This window comes from Pseudomonas sp. G166 (assembly GCF_037027455.2).
Lineage (GTDB): Bacteria > Pseudomonadota > Gammaproteobacteria > Pseudomonadales > Pseudomonadaceae > Aquipseudomonas.
Genome location: NZ_CP146985.1, coordinates 1,343,261 through 1,360,841, shown reverse-complemented (window position 1 = coordinate 1,360,841; position 17,581 = coordinate 1,343,261). Strand labels below are relative to the sequence as shown.

General features: G+C 61.3%; 21 protein-coding genes. All 21 read right to left on the bottom strand.

What is annotated here, in order from left to right:
- Positions 1-4: 4 nt before the first annotated feature.
- A complete protein-coding gene (locus tag SGN16_RS06035; RefSeq protein WP_335943519.1) occupies positions 5-445 on the bottom strand; it encodes a phage tail assembly chaperone in 441 nt (146 codons plus the stop codon).
- A gap of 7 nt (positions 446-452) precedes the next feature.
- Complete coding sequence (locus SGN16_RS06030; RefSeq protein WP_335943518.1) at positions 453-1,364, bottom strand: phage tail protein; 912 nt, start codon at positions 1,362-1,364, stop codon at positions 453-455.
- A 111-nt stretch (positions 1,365-1,475) separates the two neighbouring features.
- Complete coding sequence (locus tag SGN16_RS06025; protein ID WP_210643095.1) at positions 1,476-2,036, bottom strand: tail fiber assembly protein; 561 nt, start codon at positions 2,034-2,036, stop codon at positions 1,476-1,478.
- Positions 2,037-2,043: 7 nt separating this feature from the next.
- On the bottom strand, positions 2,044-3,138 hold the full coding sequence (locus SGN16_RS06020) for a phage tail protein (protein ID WP_335943517.1): 1,095 nt from the start codon (positions 3,136-3,138) through the stop codon (positions 2,044-2,046).
- Between the two features lie 10 nt (positions 3,139-3,148).
- Positions 3,149-3,748, bottom strand: coding sequence for a putative phage tail protein (locus SGN16_RS06015; protein WP_335943516.1), 600 nt, complete (start codon positions 3,746-3,748; stop codon positions 3,149-3,151).
- Positions 3,736-4,776: a baseplate J/gp47 family protein gene (locus SGN16_RS06010; protein ID WP_335943515.1), complete on the bottom strand. Its 1,041-nt coding sequence runs from the start codon at positions 4,774-4,776 to the stop codon at positions 3,736-3,738. Before SGN16_RS06010 ends, SGN16_RS06015 begins: the two co-directional genes overlap by 13 nt.
- On the bottom strand, positions 4,766-5,164 hold the full coding sequence (locus SGN16_RS06005) for a phage GP46 family protein (protein WP_210643091.1): 399 nt from the start codon (positions 5,162-5,164) through the stop codon (positions 4,766-4,768). Before SGN16_RS06005 ends, SGN16_RS06010 begins: the two co-directional genes overlap by 11 nt.
- Positions 5,164-5,673, bottom strand: coding sequence for a phage baseplate assembly protein V (locus tag SGN16_RS06000; RefSeq protein ID WP_335943514.1), 510 nt, complete (start codon positions 5,671-5,673; stop codon positions 5,164-5,166). The genes SGN16_RS06005 and SGN16_RS06000 overlap by 1 nt, the downstream gene beginning before the upstream one ends.
- Before the next feature lie 263 nt (positions 5,674-5,936).
- On the bottom strand, positions 5,937-6,977 hold the full coding sequence (locus SGN16_RS05995) for a phage baseplate assembly protein (protein ID WP_335943513.1): 1,041 nt from the start codon (positions 6,975-6,977) through the stop codon (positions 5,937-5,939).
- A gap of 3 nt (positions 6,978-6,980) precedes the next feature.
- Positions 6,981-8,219, bottom strand: coding sequence for a DNA circularization N-terminal domain-containing protein (locus SGN16_RS05990; protein WP_335943512.1), 1,239 nt, complete (start codon positions 8,217-8,219; stop codon positions 6,981-6,983).
- A complete protein-coding gene (locus SGN16_RS05985) occupies positions 8,206-9,780 on the bottom strand; it encodes a phage tail protein (RefSeq protein WP_335943511.1) in 1,575 nt (524 codons plus the stop codon). The genes SGN16_RS05990 and SGN16_RS05985 overlap by 14 nt, the downstream gene beginning before the upstream one ends.
- Before the next feature lie 130 nt (positions 9,781-9,910).
- Positions 9,911-10,207 carry a phage tail assembly protein gene (locus SGN16_RS05980; protein ID WP_003198316.1) on the bottom strand — a complete coding sequence of 99 codons (297 nt, stop codon included), beginning with the start codon at positions 10,205-10,207 and terminating at the stop codon, positions 9,911-9,913.
- A complete protein-coding gene (locus tag SGN16_RS05975) occupies positions 10,204-10,551 on the bottom strand; it encodes a phage tail tube protein (RefSeq protein ID WP_134923017.1) in 348 nt (115 codons plus the stop codon). Before SGN16_RS05975 ends, SGN16_RS05980 begins: the two co-directional genes overlap by 4 nt.
- 66 nt (positions 10,552-10,617) lie before the next feature.
- Positions 10,618-12,114, bottom strand: a complete 1,497-nt coding sequence (locus tag SGN16_RS05970; protein WP_335943510.1) for a phage tail sheath subtilisin-like domain-containing protein — start codon at positions 12,112-12,114, stop codon at positions 10,618-10,620.
- Positions 12,114-12,296: a DUF2635 domain-containing protein gene (locus tag SGN16_RS05965; protein WP_039594435.1), complete on the bottom strand. Its 183-nt coding sequence runs from the start codon at positions 12,294-12,296 to the stop codon at positions 12,114-12,116. Before SGN16_RS05965 ends, SGN16_RS05970 begins: the two co-directional genes overlap by 1 nt.
- Complete coding sequence (locus SGN16_RS05960; protein ID WP_335943509.1) at positions 12,293-12,859, bottom strand: hypothetical protein; 567 nt, start codon at positions 12,857-12,859, stop codon at positions 12,293-12,295. The genes SGN16_RS05965 and SGN16_RS05960 overlap by 4 nt, the downstream gene beginning before the upstream one ends.
- A 159-nt stretch (positions 12,860-13,018) precedes the next feature.
- Positions 13,019-14,035 carry a contractile injection system protein, VgrG/Pvc8 family gene (locus tag SGN16_RS05955; RefSeq protein WP_210643084.1) on the bottom strand — a complete coding sequence of 339 codons (1,017 nt, stop codon included), beginning with the start codon at positions 14,033-14,035 and terminating at the stop codon, positions 13,019-13,021.
- Between the two features lie 9 nt (positions 14,036-14,044).
- Complete coding sequence (locus SGN16_RS05950; protein WP_210643083.1) at positions 14,045-14,257, bottom strand: tail protein X; 213 nt, start codon at positions 14,255-14,257, stop codon at positions 14,045-14,047.
- The gene (locus tag SGN16_RS05945; protein ID WP_210643082.1) at positions 14,250-14,633 is read right to left on the bottom strand and encodes a phage tail protein; all 384 of its coding nucleotides are present in this window, start codon (positions 14,631-14,633) and stop codon (positions 14,250-14,252) included. Before SGN16_RS05945 ends, SGN16_RS05950 begins: the two co-directional genes overlap by 8 nt.
- Positions 14,633-16,813, bottom strand: a complete 2,181-nt coding sequence (locus tag SGN16_RS05940) for a phage tail tape measure protein (protein WP_335943508.1) — start codon at positions 16,811-16,813, stop codon at positions 14,633-14,635. Before SGN16_RS05940 ends, SGN16_RS05945 begins: the two co-directional genes overlap by 1 nt.
- Positions 16,814-16,941: 128 nt before the next feature.
- Positions 16,942-17,508 carry a phage tail assembly protein gene (locus tag SGN16_RS05935; RefSeq protein ID WP_335943507.1) on the bottom strand — a complete coding sequence of 189 codons (567 nt, stop codon included), beginning with the start codon at positions 17,506-17,508 and terminating at the stop codon, positions 16,942-16,944.
- Positions 17,509-17,581: the final 73 nt, after the last annotated feature.

The window sequence follows — 17,581 nt, the reverse complement described above, 5'->3', positions numbered from 1 at the left end:
AGGGTTATTGAAGGTGCTTGGCCAGCCAGGGCGGCGCGACTGGACGATGTCCAGCAGCAGGGAAAAACTCATCCTGCGGCCAGTCCCTGAGGTCACGGCGATAAGCCTGGAGTTCTGTGTATTGCGTCTGGTCCAGAGTTGTAGCGCCTCCGTCATCCATTTCGTCGCGATCCCGGATTACCAGGCGGTCCGTAATGGAGAGCTGCGCATCACGCCAACTTTTTTCGCTGGCCACTTGTAGCGCAGACCTATCAACCGGTAGATCCGAAAGCACCGGTCGCCCCCTAACGTCCGGCTCGATACATTTATTTAAAAAGGGCGCTGCAAACAACTCTCGGTAGACCTCCTCGGAGATTTCAATCGCATCCTCCGGAAAGTTTTTAAAATGGTCAACGGAGTTATAAAAGCCCCCCGTGGACGGAGCATAAAAAATCAACATATTCATTCCTCTATCAATAGCCGACCGCGCGCCACACCCCAGTCCAATTTGAATAGGCTCCGTTATAGTCCCGCCCATAAAGTCTGAACTGGCTCAGCGAACCGATGGACACTCCAAATGAAGCACAGGTGGGTCCCCCGTCCGTCACCACAATATTCCTCACCGCATTGGGGAACGACATCGGGAACGTTACGAGAACCCCGTTGGCATCGGCGCCACTGGAGGAAACTCCCCATTGCTCGATAACGTAGCCTGTTGGGCTCGTAGTATCGGGAATTCGTTTCCAACCATTGGGCTGCAACGATGACGAGGACATGGCCGAATACTTCAACGCCACGGTTCCGCCTATCAAACGCCATTGGCTATTGATTTTGATGAACTCCGCTGTCTCGCCAAATCCAATACTGATCGGCCCCTGCGCTCCATTCGACGCGCCTAGGACATCAGCAGCGGACACCGTCGAAACAGTTACAACTCCAGTCCCTGCATTGACAATCTTGAGTGTGGCGCCATGCAGGATTCCCGTCGTAACCGGCAGTTTGGCGGTGACCGGCGTATTGCTAGCAAAACTGACAACGCCCCCCACATCCGAGAGTGTCAGTGAGGCGCTGCTGCTATAAACATTGAACCCGGCATATTGCACTCCACTGCGAACCACAAACTCCGTGGTCGCAACGGCTTTATCATTATTGAATTGCGGGGCAGTCAGGAACAATCCACTACCCCTTAAAGCCATGAGCAATTGATTGTAAATGTCTTCCGACGGCGCTATTCCGGCGGCTTGAATAACATTAAGCAACTCTTGCGTGACGCCATTACCCCAACTGGCGGGGATCAGTGATCCCGGCGTACCTGTCAAGGGATCTTCATCTACGAACCGGCCATTCACCAGGCCTGCACTGGGCACACTTTTTGGATAATCCAACTTTTCGCTCCTGACTGACCTGCGATCAAAATGAAGGCGATACAAAGCCTCACCGTTAATGCGCAGTGGCACGATAAATTAAGGAAGTTTTGATGACTTACCCTAGGTGGCTTAAGTGGCAGGCTCAGGCATGGCAGGCCACTTGATATCGATTGGAAAACCGACCTGATGCTGGATACGATTCAATTCAACGCTATAGAGCTTCCATTCCATCAGCGCCAGTTGTTCCTGGTCGCTCGCATCGCCGATGTCTTCGGCGTATTGCAGGGGGGCTATACGCAGAACTGCTTCGCGAAGAAGAGCATCCCGCTGGACCAAAACCTGGGCCTTGAGGTCGCTCAACTGTGACTCAGCGTCGAACTGCCAGGTATCGTTTTTCCAGATATGGTAGTTGCCCGGCCAGGGTTCAATTGTGAATGCTGCCGGCAACTCTCCAAGTTCGTTCCAGCTCTGCTGACCGCCATCTTCCTTGCGATAAACCAAACCACGATGATCAACCACTTCTCGAGGAACGTTATTCACCAGTGCCCACGTACGGCCCTTTTCAGGCGAAGGTAGCTCAAAGGAAATTTCGACGGCATTGCTAGGGATCTGAACGCCAATACCCGGCGTTACGGAAAACTCCACGGGCCCGGACAATGCGCCGGCTCTATCGAATAGATAATAAAACACAGACACCTCAGATTAGTTTTATGCGCGCGGGAAAGGCGATGTTGCGCGGGCGGGACTTGAAGGAGTAGAGCAACGTATTGGCCGTATCCATCTGGTAAGAGGTCCCGACAGGAAATATCGGACCACCGTTTACCAAGTCTGCGACGACTTTGATTTCTTCGCGGGTATTGACACCGAATCCGGTAAGGCTATCGGACCATCTCGATCCCATCGCACCGGCGCCTTGTGCCCCAAACGCATAGGAGTGCACAGTGCCGGGTTGAAAGGTCCCCATCGTCCGTCCGGGATCCACAGAGCGCCCTTCGTCCAGGATTCGCAGGAACTCCCCCCGCCCTTCCGGCGCACGAAACGTGAGTGCGCCATCACCGGAACTCCATTTGCCTTCATTGCCTTCCCGAGTAGCCTCGGTACCGAGCATTCCGGACTGTTGAGCGTGATCCCAAAGCCAAGGCCATTCAGCACGCTTCATGACTGTGCCATTTAGCGCACCGTAACCTCCCGGACTCAGTTGGATAGTCGTTTCAAAAAACGGGCGCCCCAAAGGCGTGTTGTCAAACCGACCTATCGGCCACCAGCTTCCGGCACCGTCACTGCGCAAATGCCACCAGTCACCACTGCCCATCAATATGAGAAACGGATAACCAGCGGCCGAAAGATGGGTGTGGAACTTGATTCGATCCGTGCCGGCGGCCTGAACTACAAGACGATTACCACTGTTGTCCAGGCGCCGAATGAAGACATCTTGAACACCCAGTCCGACGTTGGACGAGGGCAATCCGATCGTAGTGGCGCCAGCAGTGGCGTCAATCAATACGAGACCAAGCTCATTTGCCGTCAGCGCTTTCGATAGGGCCAGTCGCGTGATGACCGAACGCACAGGGGTGGTCGTACCGATAATCTTCTGAACGGCCTTGAAAAGCTGATTGGTGTCCGCTTCGGATGGCGCCATGTCGGCGCCAGAAATCACCCCCAGAATCTCCTGTGTGACGCTGTTGCCCCACACAGCAGGGATCAGGGATCCCGGCGAGCCTTCAACGGGGTTTTCATCGACGAACTTCCCATTCACCAATCCGGCGCTGGGCACACTCTTCGGATAATCCATCTTTTACTCCTTAGTCATAATTGATATGCACCCGCGTATGCGCCGGTGCACTGCGATGAATCAGGCACTCCAGAGCCGACCCCGGATTGACGCCAAACCGCTCCCCCCAATAGCTCGCGCCAAACCGCCGCCCCAACAGCAGCCGGCCGCCGGTGTTGAGGGTCCACATGAATTGCGCCTGCCAGGTGCCGAAGTGAGCTTCGCCGAACCGTGAGCGGCCCATGCGCGGCGCCTTGAGTTCGGTGATGGTGGCGTTGGGGTAGCCCTGGCTCCTGGCGATTTCCACGTAATAGGCGATGGCCTGGCTGCCCACTGCCAACAACCGCCGACGCACCGCCAAACGGCGATCGTCATACAGCGGTGTAGCGCCGAGGCACGGATCAGGCAGGTTCATCACCCGCTCCCAGTCCGGCACCAGCTCACTCACTCCCGCCGGGTCCATTTCGTGGAGCAGGTCGGCGGCGCGGGCATCGAGGCGAGCCAGTTCCTGGGCGATGCCTTCCAGCACTTCGTCCAGTTCCGGCACGCGCTCCGGGTCCCACGCCGGGCCGCTGGGCAGCAAGCTGCGCAGTTGGGCCTGGTACTGTTCGGCGGTTCTTATTCCAGCCATACGCAGCCCCCGAAGGTCAGCAGTTGATTGCTGGCCGCAACCACATCGGCGCTCGGCGCAGTGAGTTTGTGATCGGTTTCACCGGTAGCACTGCTGATAGCTTCGGCGATGTGGGTCAGCAGCAAGGTTTCGCCGAGGCCGGCTTCGCGGTTATGCAAGTCGCGCAGTTGGGCTTCGATGGCCGCGCGCACGGCGCTGGTGTCCGGGGTGATGCGCAACCGGTAGGTCACGGGTACCTGGGTCGGCGCCAGCACATGCACCTCAGCAGTCACCGGGCGTAGCGGTTCGATATAGGCGCGGACTTCCTCCAGTTGCTCGGCATTGGGAATCGGCAGCGGGTCGTCGTCACGCATGACGAACAGGCCCACGGTGCCAGGGCCCAAATAGCTGCCGCGACACCAGGCGCGGGTGATACCGGGGCATTCCAAGGCCCAGGTTTCATAGTCCTGGGCCGAACCGCCGTGGGGGATGATGCGGTAGGAGCGGATCACCCTCGCTCGCAGGGATTCGAGGCTTTCCCGGGCGACACCGCCGGTCAGCCCTGGGGCCAGCACGGTGAAGCTGCTGCCGATGCCGAGGATCGGTTGAACGGGCGTCAGCACCAGGCCGGTGTCGGCGTTGCCCAGGCTGCCAGCGTCCAGCGCGGCAATAGTGGTGCTGTTCAGGCCGTTGCTGGTGGTGCGGGCGCTGGTCACCTTGTAGGTCCGGCCATCGCTGGATTGCAGCAGCGTGTCGACATCCAGCACCGCACCCGCTGAGGCAGTGAAGCTGACGCTGCCGCTGGCGACCTGGGCCGCTTTGCGCGCCTGGTTCAGGCGCAGGGCGGCAATGCGCTCCAGGGTCGATTCGTCGGCCTTGTCCGGCAGGATCTGCTCAGCGATCCAGTCCAGGTAGCCATACAGGCCATAGGCGGCGCCGCCAAGAGTGCGGGCCAACACTTGGGCATCGGACTGGCGCAGCGAATCGCTGGCCAGGTCGCTTTGGGCGCGTTTGATCAGCACCGGCAGCGAAGGGGTTTCAAACGGCATAGGTCACCTGCCAACTGTTATCGGGGTTGATGTCCAGGCGCTCGCCATCGGCCAGGGTCAGGACCGTGCGCAGGTTCAGACGCTGGGCATCGAGGCGTTCGCTGATGATGTCGATGGCGCGGCAGTGGCCGTCGTCGATCAGCCATTGCAGGGCTTCGCGAGCGTAGAACTCGGCGTCGAGTTGGGTCTGGCGGGTCAGCTTGACCCGGCGCAACAGCCACAGCCGCGAGCCGATGCGGTCGTCGGCGACGGTAGGGAAGGTGTCGCCCCACCAGCCGAAACGCTCCTCGTCATCAACCGCATCGTCGTCAGCAGCGCGGCGCCAGGTGAACAGGCTGATCAGCACCGAGCGGGTCAGCGCGGCATGCAGGTTCTGGCTGATGAACATCACTGGCCTCCTGCCGGCGCGGCGGTCTGAGCGTTGCCGGCCTGCACGCCACCATGCACGTGCTTGATCTGGCTGATGCCGGCGGCGATCTGGTCGCCCTGGGAAACGAGTTTGCCGGTGTGGTTGATGACCGGGCTGTCGATGTTCACCGCGCTGCTGGCACGAATGTTCAGGGTCGCGGTGTCGATGTCGATGACGCGGCCACGCTTGAAGTGGATCTTGTCGCCCTCGTCGGTGTAGATCGCCACTTCGCCAGGGGCCAGGGCCTTGAGGCGGAAACGACGGTCGGCGACCACCAGCACCACGGCATGGGAACGATCACCGCCCAGGAACGTGGCGATGCCCTCGGCGCCAGCCAGCGGGTTGCTGGTGAAGCCGTAGGGTTCGAAGTGCTCCATGTCGTCGTTCACTTCGCCAGCGGTGAGGCGCATTTGCAGCGATTGCAACTTGGTGGCCGAATTGGCGAGCACGACAGTGCCGCGCGCCAGGAGGCGGGTCAGTAGGCTCATTGGGTTTCCTTGAGAATCTGGGACTTGAACGCGGTGTTCGGATCAACCTCTCTATTGGCTGCGCTGCCGCCATCGCGAGCAAGCTCGCTCCCACAAGGATTTGCGGTGGGCAGGAACTTGGAGGTGGTCTCGAAATACTGTGGGAGCGAGCTTGCTCGCGATGGCGGCAGCACATCCAACATCGATACAAGCTGACCCACCGCTTTCGCGAGCAAGCTCGCTCCCACAGGGGTTGTGCAGTGGCCGAGGGGTTGGCGTTGGCCTCAGGTATTGGGTGGCGTCGGGTTGGCGTCGAAGGTATGGGGCGGGGCGACTTGCAAGGTGGTGATGGAGCCTTGGGCGGACAGCGAGTACGTCACTTTGGAAATCAGCATGTCGCTGTCAAACCCCAGCACCGGATCGATCACCCGCACCAGGGTGTTATGCCGCCACAAGTCGCCATTGGCCTGGCGCCAGCCTTGCACGCGGTAGGTGGTGGTCTGGGCCTTGCCGGTGCGGATCGCGCTTTCCCAGTCGGCCCGTTGCTGGGCCAGTTCGAAGGTCAATTGCGCGCTTTCGCTGATCACCGTCACCCGCTTGCGCTTGAAACTCAGGTCGGTGGCGGTGCCCGAGACTTCGCTCACCGCCGTCCCGCTCTGCTGGTCATTGCCCTTGTGCTGGCCGATGACCCGGTATTCGGAGAACACCTGGCTGTAATCCATCGGTGCATTGCCAGAGAGAATGTTCTTGCCCAGCTCCAACACATCACTGGCCCTCCCGCCGCTGCCGGGTTTGGCCAGTAGCACACGTCCTTGTGCGTCGTCAGTGGAAAACACCCGGAACAACGTCAGCAAACGGTCGATGGATTGAAAGACCGTTTCCCCCGGCACGATGCTGTGTTCACTCAAGCGCGCGGTTTCCGGAATTTCGCTGATCACCCCCACGCCATATTGAGAAGCCAGGGCCTGGACAATGCTCAGCACCGTCTGCCCGCGCCATTGGCTCGGGCGATTGATCGCCGCGCAATCCACCAGGTCCTGGGTCTTCGAACCGCCTTCGATGCTCAGGCTGATCTGGCGTGCGTCATAGCTGACCGGAGCCTTGAACACATAGCCGCTGAGCACCAGGTCGGCACCGATGCGCACCTGGCATTCATCGCCCGGCCGAATCGGAACCGATTGCGTCTGCCCCGGCCATTGCCAGGTGATGTCGAGTTTGAACGTGCGGAACTGGCGCTCCAGGTCCGCACTGATTTCCACGCTTTTCCAGCCGCCGTAATCCAGCCCGCCGACGGTGAGCGAGACGGCGTTATCGTGCTCATTCATGGCTTACTCCCCCGAGACTTTCAGGTCGTTGGGCGGCAGGAAACCCGGATGAGCCACGCCGTTGCGCTGGGTCACCTCGGTCACCCGGGTGGCATCGGCAAATTGCTGATACGCCACCACCAACGCCGGCAGGCTTTGCTTGAACGACAGGTTGATCAGCCTTACGCCCGACGACGCTACCGCCGTCAGGTGCGCGGCCATTTGCTGGCGCAGGTTGTTCAGGGCCTGGTAGTGATCCGGATCGGCCTTGAGCGAGGCTTGCCAGATGGCCTCGTTGAGGGCATCGCGCAACGCCAGCACATCATCGGCCACCGGCACGTCCCGACGCTGGACCGGTTGCACCGCCTGTTGCGCCACCGAGGGTGTAGCGCCCAACTTGACCACCGGTGTCGCCACCGGCATCGCCGCAATCCATTGCGCGGCCTGTACCAGCAGTGTGTCCTGCACCAGATCGGCCACAGCCTGGGCCGCCGCCGTGGTGTCCTTACCGGTGGTGAGCTTGGGTGCATCGGCCTTGCGAATCGCCTCGACCTGTTGCGACACGCTGGCAATTACGCCGCGATAACCGTCACGGGCAAAGTCCTTCAGTTCCCGGATGTCACCCAGCAACCCCTGGAACTCGGCCGCCACGTCCTTGGGTAGCTCTTTCACCGCCTTGACCAGATCGCTGAGTTGCCGATAGGTCTCGATCAACGGCTTGAGCTCCTGCTCGATCACACCGTAGACCTCCTTGAGGCTGTTGCGCAGATCAGCGATGCCGATTCGTGCGGCCTTGATCAGGGTCATGGCGTCCTCGAAGCGCCGCACCGCCGAACCGAGGAAGCTGTCGGCCGAGACCAGCAGCAGTTTCTGGCTGTTGATCGCGGCCGAGGGGAATTGCAGCGCCTGGTCGGGGTAGAACTTCAGGGCGAAGGTCACCAGCCCGCCGTCCTGGCGGGTGTGGGTCATGTCGCACTCGCCGACCTTGACCTGCAGGCGCCCCAACCACGGATGCACCAGTTCGCCGCTGCCCTGCTCCAAAGCCTTGAGCAGTTTGTCACGCTGCTCCAGGCAGTCGGGACCGACGATGAACGCGGTCAACTCATGAATCTTCGCCTGCTGGCCGAGCCCTTCGAAAAACGGCTGGTCGCGCTGTGGATATTCATGCAACTGGCCCTTGTGGCCGACCGGGGTTTTCGCCTGATCGACCCAGAACCCGACGCCGCGAAACGACGCCGGCAACAAACGATCACGCCAGCTCATTGGAACCTCCTGTGGACAGTGAGCGGTATCCGATGCGCGAACTTACCGCCAGGGCCGGCTGATTGGTCTGTGGTGGATCGGCGCGCAACCCGGCCGGCGCGTTTTCGAAGCGCACGGTCAGGCCGCCTTCGAGCTGCGTGCGATTGTTCGCGGCGCTTTGTTGCACCAGGGCACTGGAGGTTTGCGGCAATGCGCCCGGCGCCAATGCGGTCTTCGCCGGCAGGTTGCCCGGCGTTGGCGCAAGGTTGGAAGACAGGCCCGCAGGCGGTTCACTGGCCCCACCAAAAAACGCCGGCGCCAGCTCACCCTTGCCTTCGGCATTGGTCTGGCGCTGCGCCTCGGTCAGTCCTTCGACCTTACCGGTGAACGTGGTGATGATTTCACCGAAGCCGCCGTTAAAGAACGCCTTGATCGGCGCGATCACGCCCTGCAGCTCGTCCCACCATTGAGTGAACCACTCACCCACCGGCCCCCACTGTTTGATGAGGCCCTCGATGGGCGACCAGTCGAACAAACCACTGAACACCGCCAGCATGATCGACACTTGATTGCGAATGCCCTCCCAGATCCCGGCGAAGACTTCACCGATCGTGCCCCAGTTGGCCATGATCAGCCCCAGCGGCGTCCAGTCGAACAGGCCTTTCAAGGCGTCCATCACTGGCACGGTCAGGGCCGTGAGCAAGTCCCAGATCGCGGCGAACAGCCCGCTCAGGGGCGTCCAGTTGGCGATGATCAAACCCAAGGGTGACCAGGCGAACAATGTTTGCATGAAGCCAATGATGGGGGTTGCCGCCGCCACGATCACGTTCCAGAGTGCGCCAAAAAAGCTGCTGATCGGCCCCCAGTGGCTGATCACCTGCCCCAGCGGAGTGAAAGCGAACATCGTCTTGAAGAACTCGACCATCGGCAGGACGATCGGCGCGAGCCTCTGCCAGAGCCCGGCGAAGAACGCCGAGATCGGCGTCCAGTGGGCGATGATCATGCCTGCCGCCAAGGCGATGCCCATGGCAATCAAGCCGATAGGGTTCATCTTCAAGGCCAGGTTGACCACCTCCAGGGCTTGGCTCGCACCGCTGACTGCCGTCTGGATCGCGTTGAACGCCACCACACCAGTTGCCAGCCCCTGCACCAATTGCGGGTTGTCCTGCAGCACCTGGGCCACACCGCCGACCATCGGCTGCAAGCTGGCCGCTACCGCATTGACCGCCGGCCCCAGGGCCGAGCCGAACTGCACCGACACATTGCTGATGGAAGTCTTCAATCCATCCAGGCTCTGTGCCGCCACACGCGGCGCTTCAGGTGCCTTCAAGCTGCTGGCCGCCACGTTCGCCGCGCCCACTTCACCTTTGAAAGCCTCTGCTGACTGGAGCCCCTCCACGAATGGCTTGGCCAGGCCGCCGTCCGGGAGCAGCGCGGAAATATCCAGGCTGCCCAGGCCCGTGGCATCGAGGTTCTGCTTGAAGCTCGCGACCTTCGCTCGAAGGTTGGCGAGCTTGGGTGACAGCTCGTCGATGCCAGTCAGCAGCAGCGCTTTTTTCTCTACTTTCTGTGTGTCTGCCATCACTGCACCTGCTGCATCGCATTGATCCGTTGCGCGTGCTCCAGGGATTCGCGGAGCACATCCAGTGGCCTGGCCATCATCTGTTCGGGGTCAACCTTCCAGAACCAGGCCAGGTCATAGGCGGCGGCGATCAGGTCGCCGATGGCTGCGACGCCGCACTCATGAAAAAACTCGCGACGGCCCAGCTCAGTGCGTTGAGGTCTGCCAAATCCAACTGGTTGACCGACGACGGCGGGATGCCGGCGCAGACTGCGATGTATTTGGCCGCGACATCCATGTCCAGGCTCACCTCCTCGCTCTTGTCGATCTTGTACGGCAGCGCCTTGATCGCCCGCACCTCTTGCACCGTCGGACGGCGCAGGGTCAGTTCGCTCACAGGCTCGCCGTGGGCCTCGATGGCCACGCGCAGCGTCACGACATCACTCATTGCCAGGTCCCCTTGATGCCTTCGAACTTCAGTTCGATGGTGGCGTCGTCGCCCTTGGACACCGGCTCTTCCACCAGGTAGGCGCCGGCCAGCACGTAGACCTTGCCGTTGTTGAATTCGCAGGTAACGGTCATGTCGGTGCCGGCCACCAGTTGCTTGAGCGGAAAGTCCGCGGTGTGCAGCGCCGTTACCTTGAAGGACGGGGCGAGGTCGGTTTCCTTGTAGAAACCCGGTACGACGGTTTCGCGTTTGGTGAACATCAGTGGCGCTTCGCAGCCGCCGTTGATGGTCAATTGAGCGCCGTCCACTTTGACGTAGCAGGTGCCCGCAATCAGTTGACCCATGGTGTTTCTCCCTTCAATAAAAAGCCCACGCGAAGTGGGCTGAGTTCATACGATTGAGCGCGACCTTCAGGCGGCATCGTCGTACTGCAGGCGGAATTGGTTGAGCAGCGCGAACACCCGCAGGCCATTGATGTAGTCCGGCGGGAACAGCACGTTGACCCGGCTCGGGTCCTGGCTGTCGCGCTCGACGATCAAGTGCTCGGCGAACAGCTCGGCATTTTCCACGTGGCCTTCCAGCTCGAGCTTGGCGTACTGGGCGATCAGCTCACCGCGAATCGTGCTCGGGGTCACGATGGGTTGGCCGGCGCCAAACCGGGTCCCGTCGGAGGCCAGTTTGTGGCGACCGTACTTGCTGGTGATCACGCTTTGCAGGCGGCGCACGATGAACGCCGACTGGTGCATGGTTTCGCTGTCCAGGTAGGAGTTGTCAGCCTGGCCAAAGGCATTTTTCTGATAGGTCGTGATGGAACGCTGGATACGTACATAACCGCCTTCGTAGTAAGCGGTGGCGATACCGTAGTTGAGCAGCGACTGCCGCTCGGTCAGGGTGAAACGCTCGCTGGCCGGAGCCGGATCCAGGCCCGGCAGGCTGCCGCTCTGGGTCGGACGGCTGGCGTCGGCGGAGATGAACACCGCAGTGCGGGCGGCCAACGCGGCGGCCTGGACCCAGAACGGTTGCGGCACGCCCAGCTCCAAGGCCTGGATGGTCATGTGCTGGTCGTTGCGCGCCTGACCGGCCGCCACCAGGGTGCCGATGGTACCGCGCTTGGCGCTGTAGACATGGCCGAACAACTGCTTGGCCCAGGACCAGCGACCGGTGCTGTCATCCATGACCGCTTGCCAGGTGTTGAGGCTCGACAGGTCGGACCAGGGCATGGCGATGAACTCGAACGGCTCGTCGCCCAGGGCCGCAACAGCAGCAGTCTGGTCCGGCACACCGGCACCGCCGGCCATCGCAGTGATGGCCGTGGTCAGGCCTGCCGGGGTGTCTTCGCCGTTGCTTTTGCCCAGGCGATTGAACTGCAGGCTGATGTCGTTGCCGCTGGCGCCGGTCCATTTGGCGCTGAGAGTGACGACACCTTCGGCGGCCGCAGCGGTCACCGGGAGGTCGGCGGCGGCGTTGATTTTCAAGGCCAGCGCGGTGGCGGCTTGAGCTGCCGTCGCACCATTGACGATGGCCGCCTGGACACGCACGCCGCCCACGTAAAGGTTGAGCACGCCGCTTTCGGTGGCGGTACCGGTGAGGGTCAGCACGCCCTGTGTGATAGAGCCTTCAGTGTTGTGCAGTGGCAGGCACCAGATTTCACCGAGCGGGTCGGTCTTGCGCCAGGTCTCGTACATCGAGGCGAGCATCGAGCCCTGCCCGCCGATGTTCTTGGCCAGCGCGACGCTAGACACCAGCACCAGTTTGCCGACTTCGGCCGGGGCGATGTTGTCGTTGACCTGGGCGACGATCAACCGGCGCATGGCCGACGACGCGCTATTGGCGGCCGAGTTGTCCATTTCGGCGTAGAACAGCGGAACACGAATGTCCGCGGGAATGTTGCTGAATCCGATCGCCATTATTTGGCTCCCTGTGGTTTTGCCGCTTTCACGGTTTTGGTGGTGATATCGCCATCGGCCAGACGACGACGCCACCAGGCGTTGTCCGGCACTTCACGGCCTTCGAGGGGCAACAGATCGCCCGCTTCCGGGTCCGGTACGGCACGGCCCGGGGCCGGCAGCACGGTGATGCGTTTGCTCATGGGGTTACGTCTCCAGAGAAGGTCAGTTCCACGCGCCCATCAGGGCCGGGACGTTTCAGGTTGGGGTCCGCCGGGTCGATGGCATCGACCTGCACGGTGGCCCCGGTAAAGGACGACAAGCCGTCCAGTTCACGTTCGTGCCAGCTTTCGGCAGGCTGGCTCGCCAGGTTGCGGCCCAGCTGGAACTCGGCGAAAAAGCGCAGCCGGTACGACACACGGCTGCTGTTGATGGATACCAGCTCGCCACCGTCGTATTCGATGCCGGTGTAGTCGCCACCGGGTTTGAACCCCACCAGTGCACGCCACAGCTCGGCCCGCAGGTCGTGCAACTGATCCAGCGCTGTTGTCGCGTCGGTGGAGTCGAGTACCAGGGTCACTTCGAAGCGGTCGCGGATCGCTTGCCGGGTGGCGTTTTGCGCAGTGTTCGCAATGGCCAGATCGTTGATCGGCGCTACGTAGGCGCAGGGGGGTTGCAAGGTAGCGAGGTCAGCGCCCGCAGCCACGCGATTGGCGAGCGCAGGGCATTGCTCACGCAGCTGCGTGAGGATCGGCGTGATCTTCATGGAAGGCTCCAGTGGTATAAAAGGCGCATGCAGTCGGAAAACTGTGGGAGCGAGCTTGCTCGCGATAACGATCTGACATTCGAAATTGAAGTCGACTGACACGCCGCTATCGCGAGCAAGCTCGCTCCCACAGGGTTCGCGGTGTTTGGGGGAGTGGCGTCAGGCCCTGGCATCCAGGCAGGTTGCATCAATCTCGCAGCGGTAGCTTTTTTCCCGGTCGCCGCTGGCGGTGACTTTGTCGATCGACCAGCGACCGCGCATGAAGTCCGGCCAGGAAGGGTCCAACAGCACGATGCCTTCGGCGGACAATCCCGGGTTGCCAGGGCAGCCAATCTTTACCTTGAGGGCCTCGCGCATCATCCGGCGTACCTCGCCTTCACCGGCGGCGCGGGCATCGTCTGCGCTCTGGAAACGTTGGCGCAGGGTCTTGAACGGCGCGAGGCCGCTCTGCTCGACACGCACTTTGCCGGCCGCCGCGTCCCACCAACTGGTCTTGCAGCCCTGGTATTTCGCCCGGGCAGTTTCTTCCAGCTTGGCCGAGATAAAGGCGTTATCCCCCGGGCGATTATTGGTGGTCACCGACAGCTTTATTTCTGGAAGAACCTTGCCCGACAACGACTTCGCCTGACCGCGCCGAGCCAGCACATACAACTCGTTGATCGGCTTGGCGACGGCGTCATAACGGTGGGCCAGGCGCGTCAGGAAACCCATGTCGGTTTCGTTGGACTGGTCGATGTGCTCGATTTTGATCAGCGACAGGTCCGGCGCGACACGGGGGGAAAAGCCGTGCCTGCTGGTCAATTGCCGAAACAGCGCACCCAAGGTCGTCGGGCCATGGCTGACGGATCGGCGTTGCTTGAACCCGGTCTGGTCCGCCGCGCTGAACGGCGCGGCCATAGCCACCAGAACCAGTTGCAGGGGAAACAGCATCGGCGTGCGTCGGGTGATGACGAACTCGCCTTTATCCACCAGTCCCGACTCCAGATAACCGACCCGCAGACCGATTTTCCCACCCAGGCTAGGCAACCCTTCAAGCCCGTCCAGGCTGATCGTCAGCGTCAGTTGATCAGACTCGATCCCTGCCGCGTCGACGTGCGTCCACTTGAGCAAGCGTTCGTTGAGCAGTGCCGCGTTCGCACCGTAAATTTCCACCGCTGGTGTGAAACCCAGTGACATGTTGCCTCCTTAATCCCAGGCCGAAACCGGTGTGGGTGCGACAGGCTTGAGATCCACTTCCGGCAGGACCACCCACACCCCGGCCGGCAAGACCGGGCCCCATTCGGCTAGCGTCGGATTGAGCAGCCAGAGCGCCTCTTCGGTGGCATCGTCACAACGCTCCAACTCGCGGTACAGCAACAGATTCACCGAATCACCGGCGATGCTTCGAACCCTACGCATTGGCGAACTCCGTTAATTCAATCACCCAGCCGACCACCATCGCGGTGCCGTCATCAATGATCTCGGTCTGGGTTTCCGTCACTTTGTTGATCTGCCACAAGCCCCAGTTGCGACCAATGCCATCAACCAACGGCACCGGAACGCGTTGCGCCTGCAATGCCCGCAGTTCATCGAGGCGGTCCATGGCAATCGAGTACATCGACTTGCCTGTGATCGTCAGCCCTTGCAGGCCCTGGCCGACCTGACTGGACTTGGGTTTGCTGGTGAGGATGTCGATGCTCTTCCAGCCGCCGTCCGAGGTGCGTACCAGGGAGTGATAGGCGAAGTTTCTGGACAGGCCGAAAATGAAACTGCCCAGTGCCATTTGTTGACGCATCACGTACCTCCGTCGGTCAGGGCCGCATCACTGCGCATGGCGAGTGTGTTGGGCATGGTCGTTAAGCCGAATTGGCCCGAGAGCTGTTGCACCACCAGGTTGGCCAACTGACTGGCGCTGGCCTGGTCCTGGCCGTTGATGTAGATGTTTGCGGTCATGGTGTTCTGTTGTGTGGTGGTCTGGGCGCTGGCCAGGTCCTTGCTGATCTGGTCTGGAGCGGCGAGTCTGTCGACGGGGGCGACGAGCTTTTCGCCAAGAGACGCGCCGGCATCGCTCCCCAACCAGCCGCCCAGCAGTCCGCCAAGCACACCACCAATGGCAGTGCCGATCACCGGAACGACACTACCCAAAGCGGCACCGGCCGCAGACCCCGCAGCAGCACCTGCCCAGCCGCCACCGGCGGCTCCCAGGCCTGCGCCCATCATTCGCTTGTCGCCGGTAAGCACACCCTCGGCCACGTCAGCGACAGCGCCGACTACTTTTAATGGGCCGGGCGCACGGCGAGTCATCGCGCGTAATGACGCCGTTGGACCGAGTGAAAAACGCCCTGCGCTCCCCCGTGAGCCTCGTGTACTGACGCGTATTTTCGGCCTTCCCGTGGATTCGGGACGCTGGCTGGCATTGCTTGGATCCAGCTTGTCCCCACGAGGATTTTTTCTGAAGTCTTCGGAGATCACCTCACCCAATTGGCCGGGAAGGTACGGGGCAGCCTTACCCAGCACCCGCTTGGCCACCTGATTGGACACCTCATCCCCTACGGCTTTGAGCAACGCACTCACCAGCGGTTTGATCGCTGCGGCGACAAGCACAACTGCAGCGGAGGCTTTAGGTGAGGACTCAGCCAATTCACTCATGCCATCGGCCAGCGAACCCAACGCCTGAAGCGAGCTATCCGCCACGGGCGCCAGGGCATCGCCCGTAGCCACCGACAGACGCTCAGCACGTGCATCCAAGACATTCCACTGGCCTTGCTGGGTATTCGACAGCGCCAACGCGTCCTGCCTTACCGACCCCTTATCACCCAACTGCGACGTGGCGTATTGGGCCGGGTCTTTCACTTGTCCGAAGGCTTCATTCACATCGGCCAGTTTCTGCGCCATGCGCAGCACCGCTTCATCCCCACTGCCAAACAGCGAAGAAGCAAGGGCCGAGCGTTTTTCAGCCGGCTGCGCGTTCAAGGCCGCGAGCACCGTCATCACCGTGCCAGACGTCGTGTCCTTGTCACGCAAGCCGCTCGCCACCGCGTTCGGTTCCAGGCCCAGTTGCTTCCAGGCCGCGTGCTCGGTGGCAGAGGCCTGATCCCCCTTGCCCAGGGCAGTCGTGAAGTTATCAAGCGCCACGCCGGCTTCAGCCTGTTGCGTGCCGGTATTGAGCAATGCCGCCGTCAACGCTGCCGCTTGCGCAGGAGCCAGGCCCGCCGTCGTCGCAGCTGCACCGTCACGTTGCAAGACGGCGCCGATGTCTCCCGGTTTTGCTCCACCGGGGATCTTGCTCAACTGGTTGATGGCATCTGCCAGGTCAAAGGCTTGAGCGCCGCTGAGCTTCATGGAGGTGCGCCAGCCAACCATCATCTCGGCGACTTCCATGGCCGGTTTTCTGAACGCCGATGCAGTGACGCCAACATCACTGGCAAAGCGCAACAGTTCGAACTGTCGGTCCGATGCATTGGGCAGATCGCGACCGATGCCAGCACTGGCTGCCAGGCTTTCGATTCTCACCAGGTCAACCGCTTTGGTCCCACCGGCCGCCACCAGCGGTGCGCGGGCGATCTGCTGAGTCGGCTCAGCCATCTCTGCGATCTGACGAGGGGTAAACTGGGTGGCCAGCTTCAGATCGGCCATGGCCGAATCCATCGCTATCGCCGGCTTGAGCAGCGCCGGTGGTTCGACACCGCCACTGAGCTTGCCCTTGGGCTCATTGGCCGACTCACTCTTGGCGCTGGCGCCCATCGTTTGGGAGAACAATCGTTGTGCCGACAGCTTCACGGTCAGCGACTCTATCGCCGTGGTCAGCAGCCCGAGCTTGAGCCCGAGCGTTTCCAGCGCCAGATCGAGGCTCGACAGCTGATCCCTGGCGAACGCGCCTTGTGCCGACACGCCACTGGTGAGGTTGGTATTACCGAACGCCAACCCACTCTCATTGAAGGCTGCGTATTTGAGCGAATATCTATCGTCCGCCATCCCGCTCTACTCCTGTTTCACGCCAAGGCGAGTGATCGCGATGTCGTAACGGCGCAAGGCCTTGCCGGCGTCCCACTCCAGAATCTCCGCCTCACTTACCGGGTAAATGAGCGGCACCACATCGAGGATTACTTCGATGTCGCGCTCCGAAAGTAGTCCGCCGGTTTGTTTAAAAAATCGTCGATGCGCACCTGAAGTTGCGTCCAGTCGGGCACGCTCAGCAGGTCCAGATCGGGAATCATCAGGCCGGTGCAATGGGCGGTGATGAACTCGGCGCGTTCCTTGGCCGTCTTCAGTTTCTTCATCGCCTTGGTCGCACGCAGCACCGGCATTTCCAGGGTCAGCGACGTCAAGTTGCGGCCCGCTACGTTGAGCGGTTGCAGCAGTTGCACCTGGTCGGGATCGGCCTGTGGGTCATCCAAAAAGTAGGACGCCGGGCGCGTGGACATGTCGTGCACGTACTGGGCAATGCTGACGTAGTCCGGACGCTTGAGCTGATCCAGCTCCTTGGTCGACAGGCCGGTGGCCAGTTTGGCCAGTTCGAAAAACTGCTCGTCTTCATCATCGCCGGCACGGGCCAGGGCGTCTTTCTGCGCCGCGTAGAACAAGGGTTTGAGTGGGAGCTGCTCGATCTGCGACTCGTCGTCAGCGGTGATCGGCGACAGCAGGACGTGAACAGGAGGCGTCCAGGACATGAAGTGAATTCCTTGGTGGGTACTGGGAAGGTGTTGCGCAATGCCGGTCAGTCAAGATGTGCCCCCTGTGGGA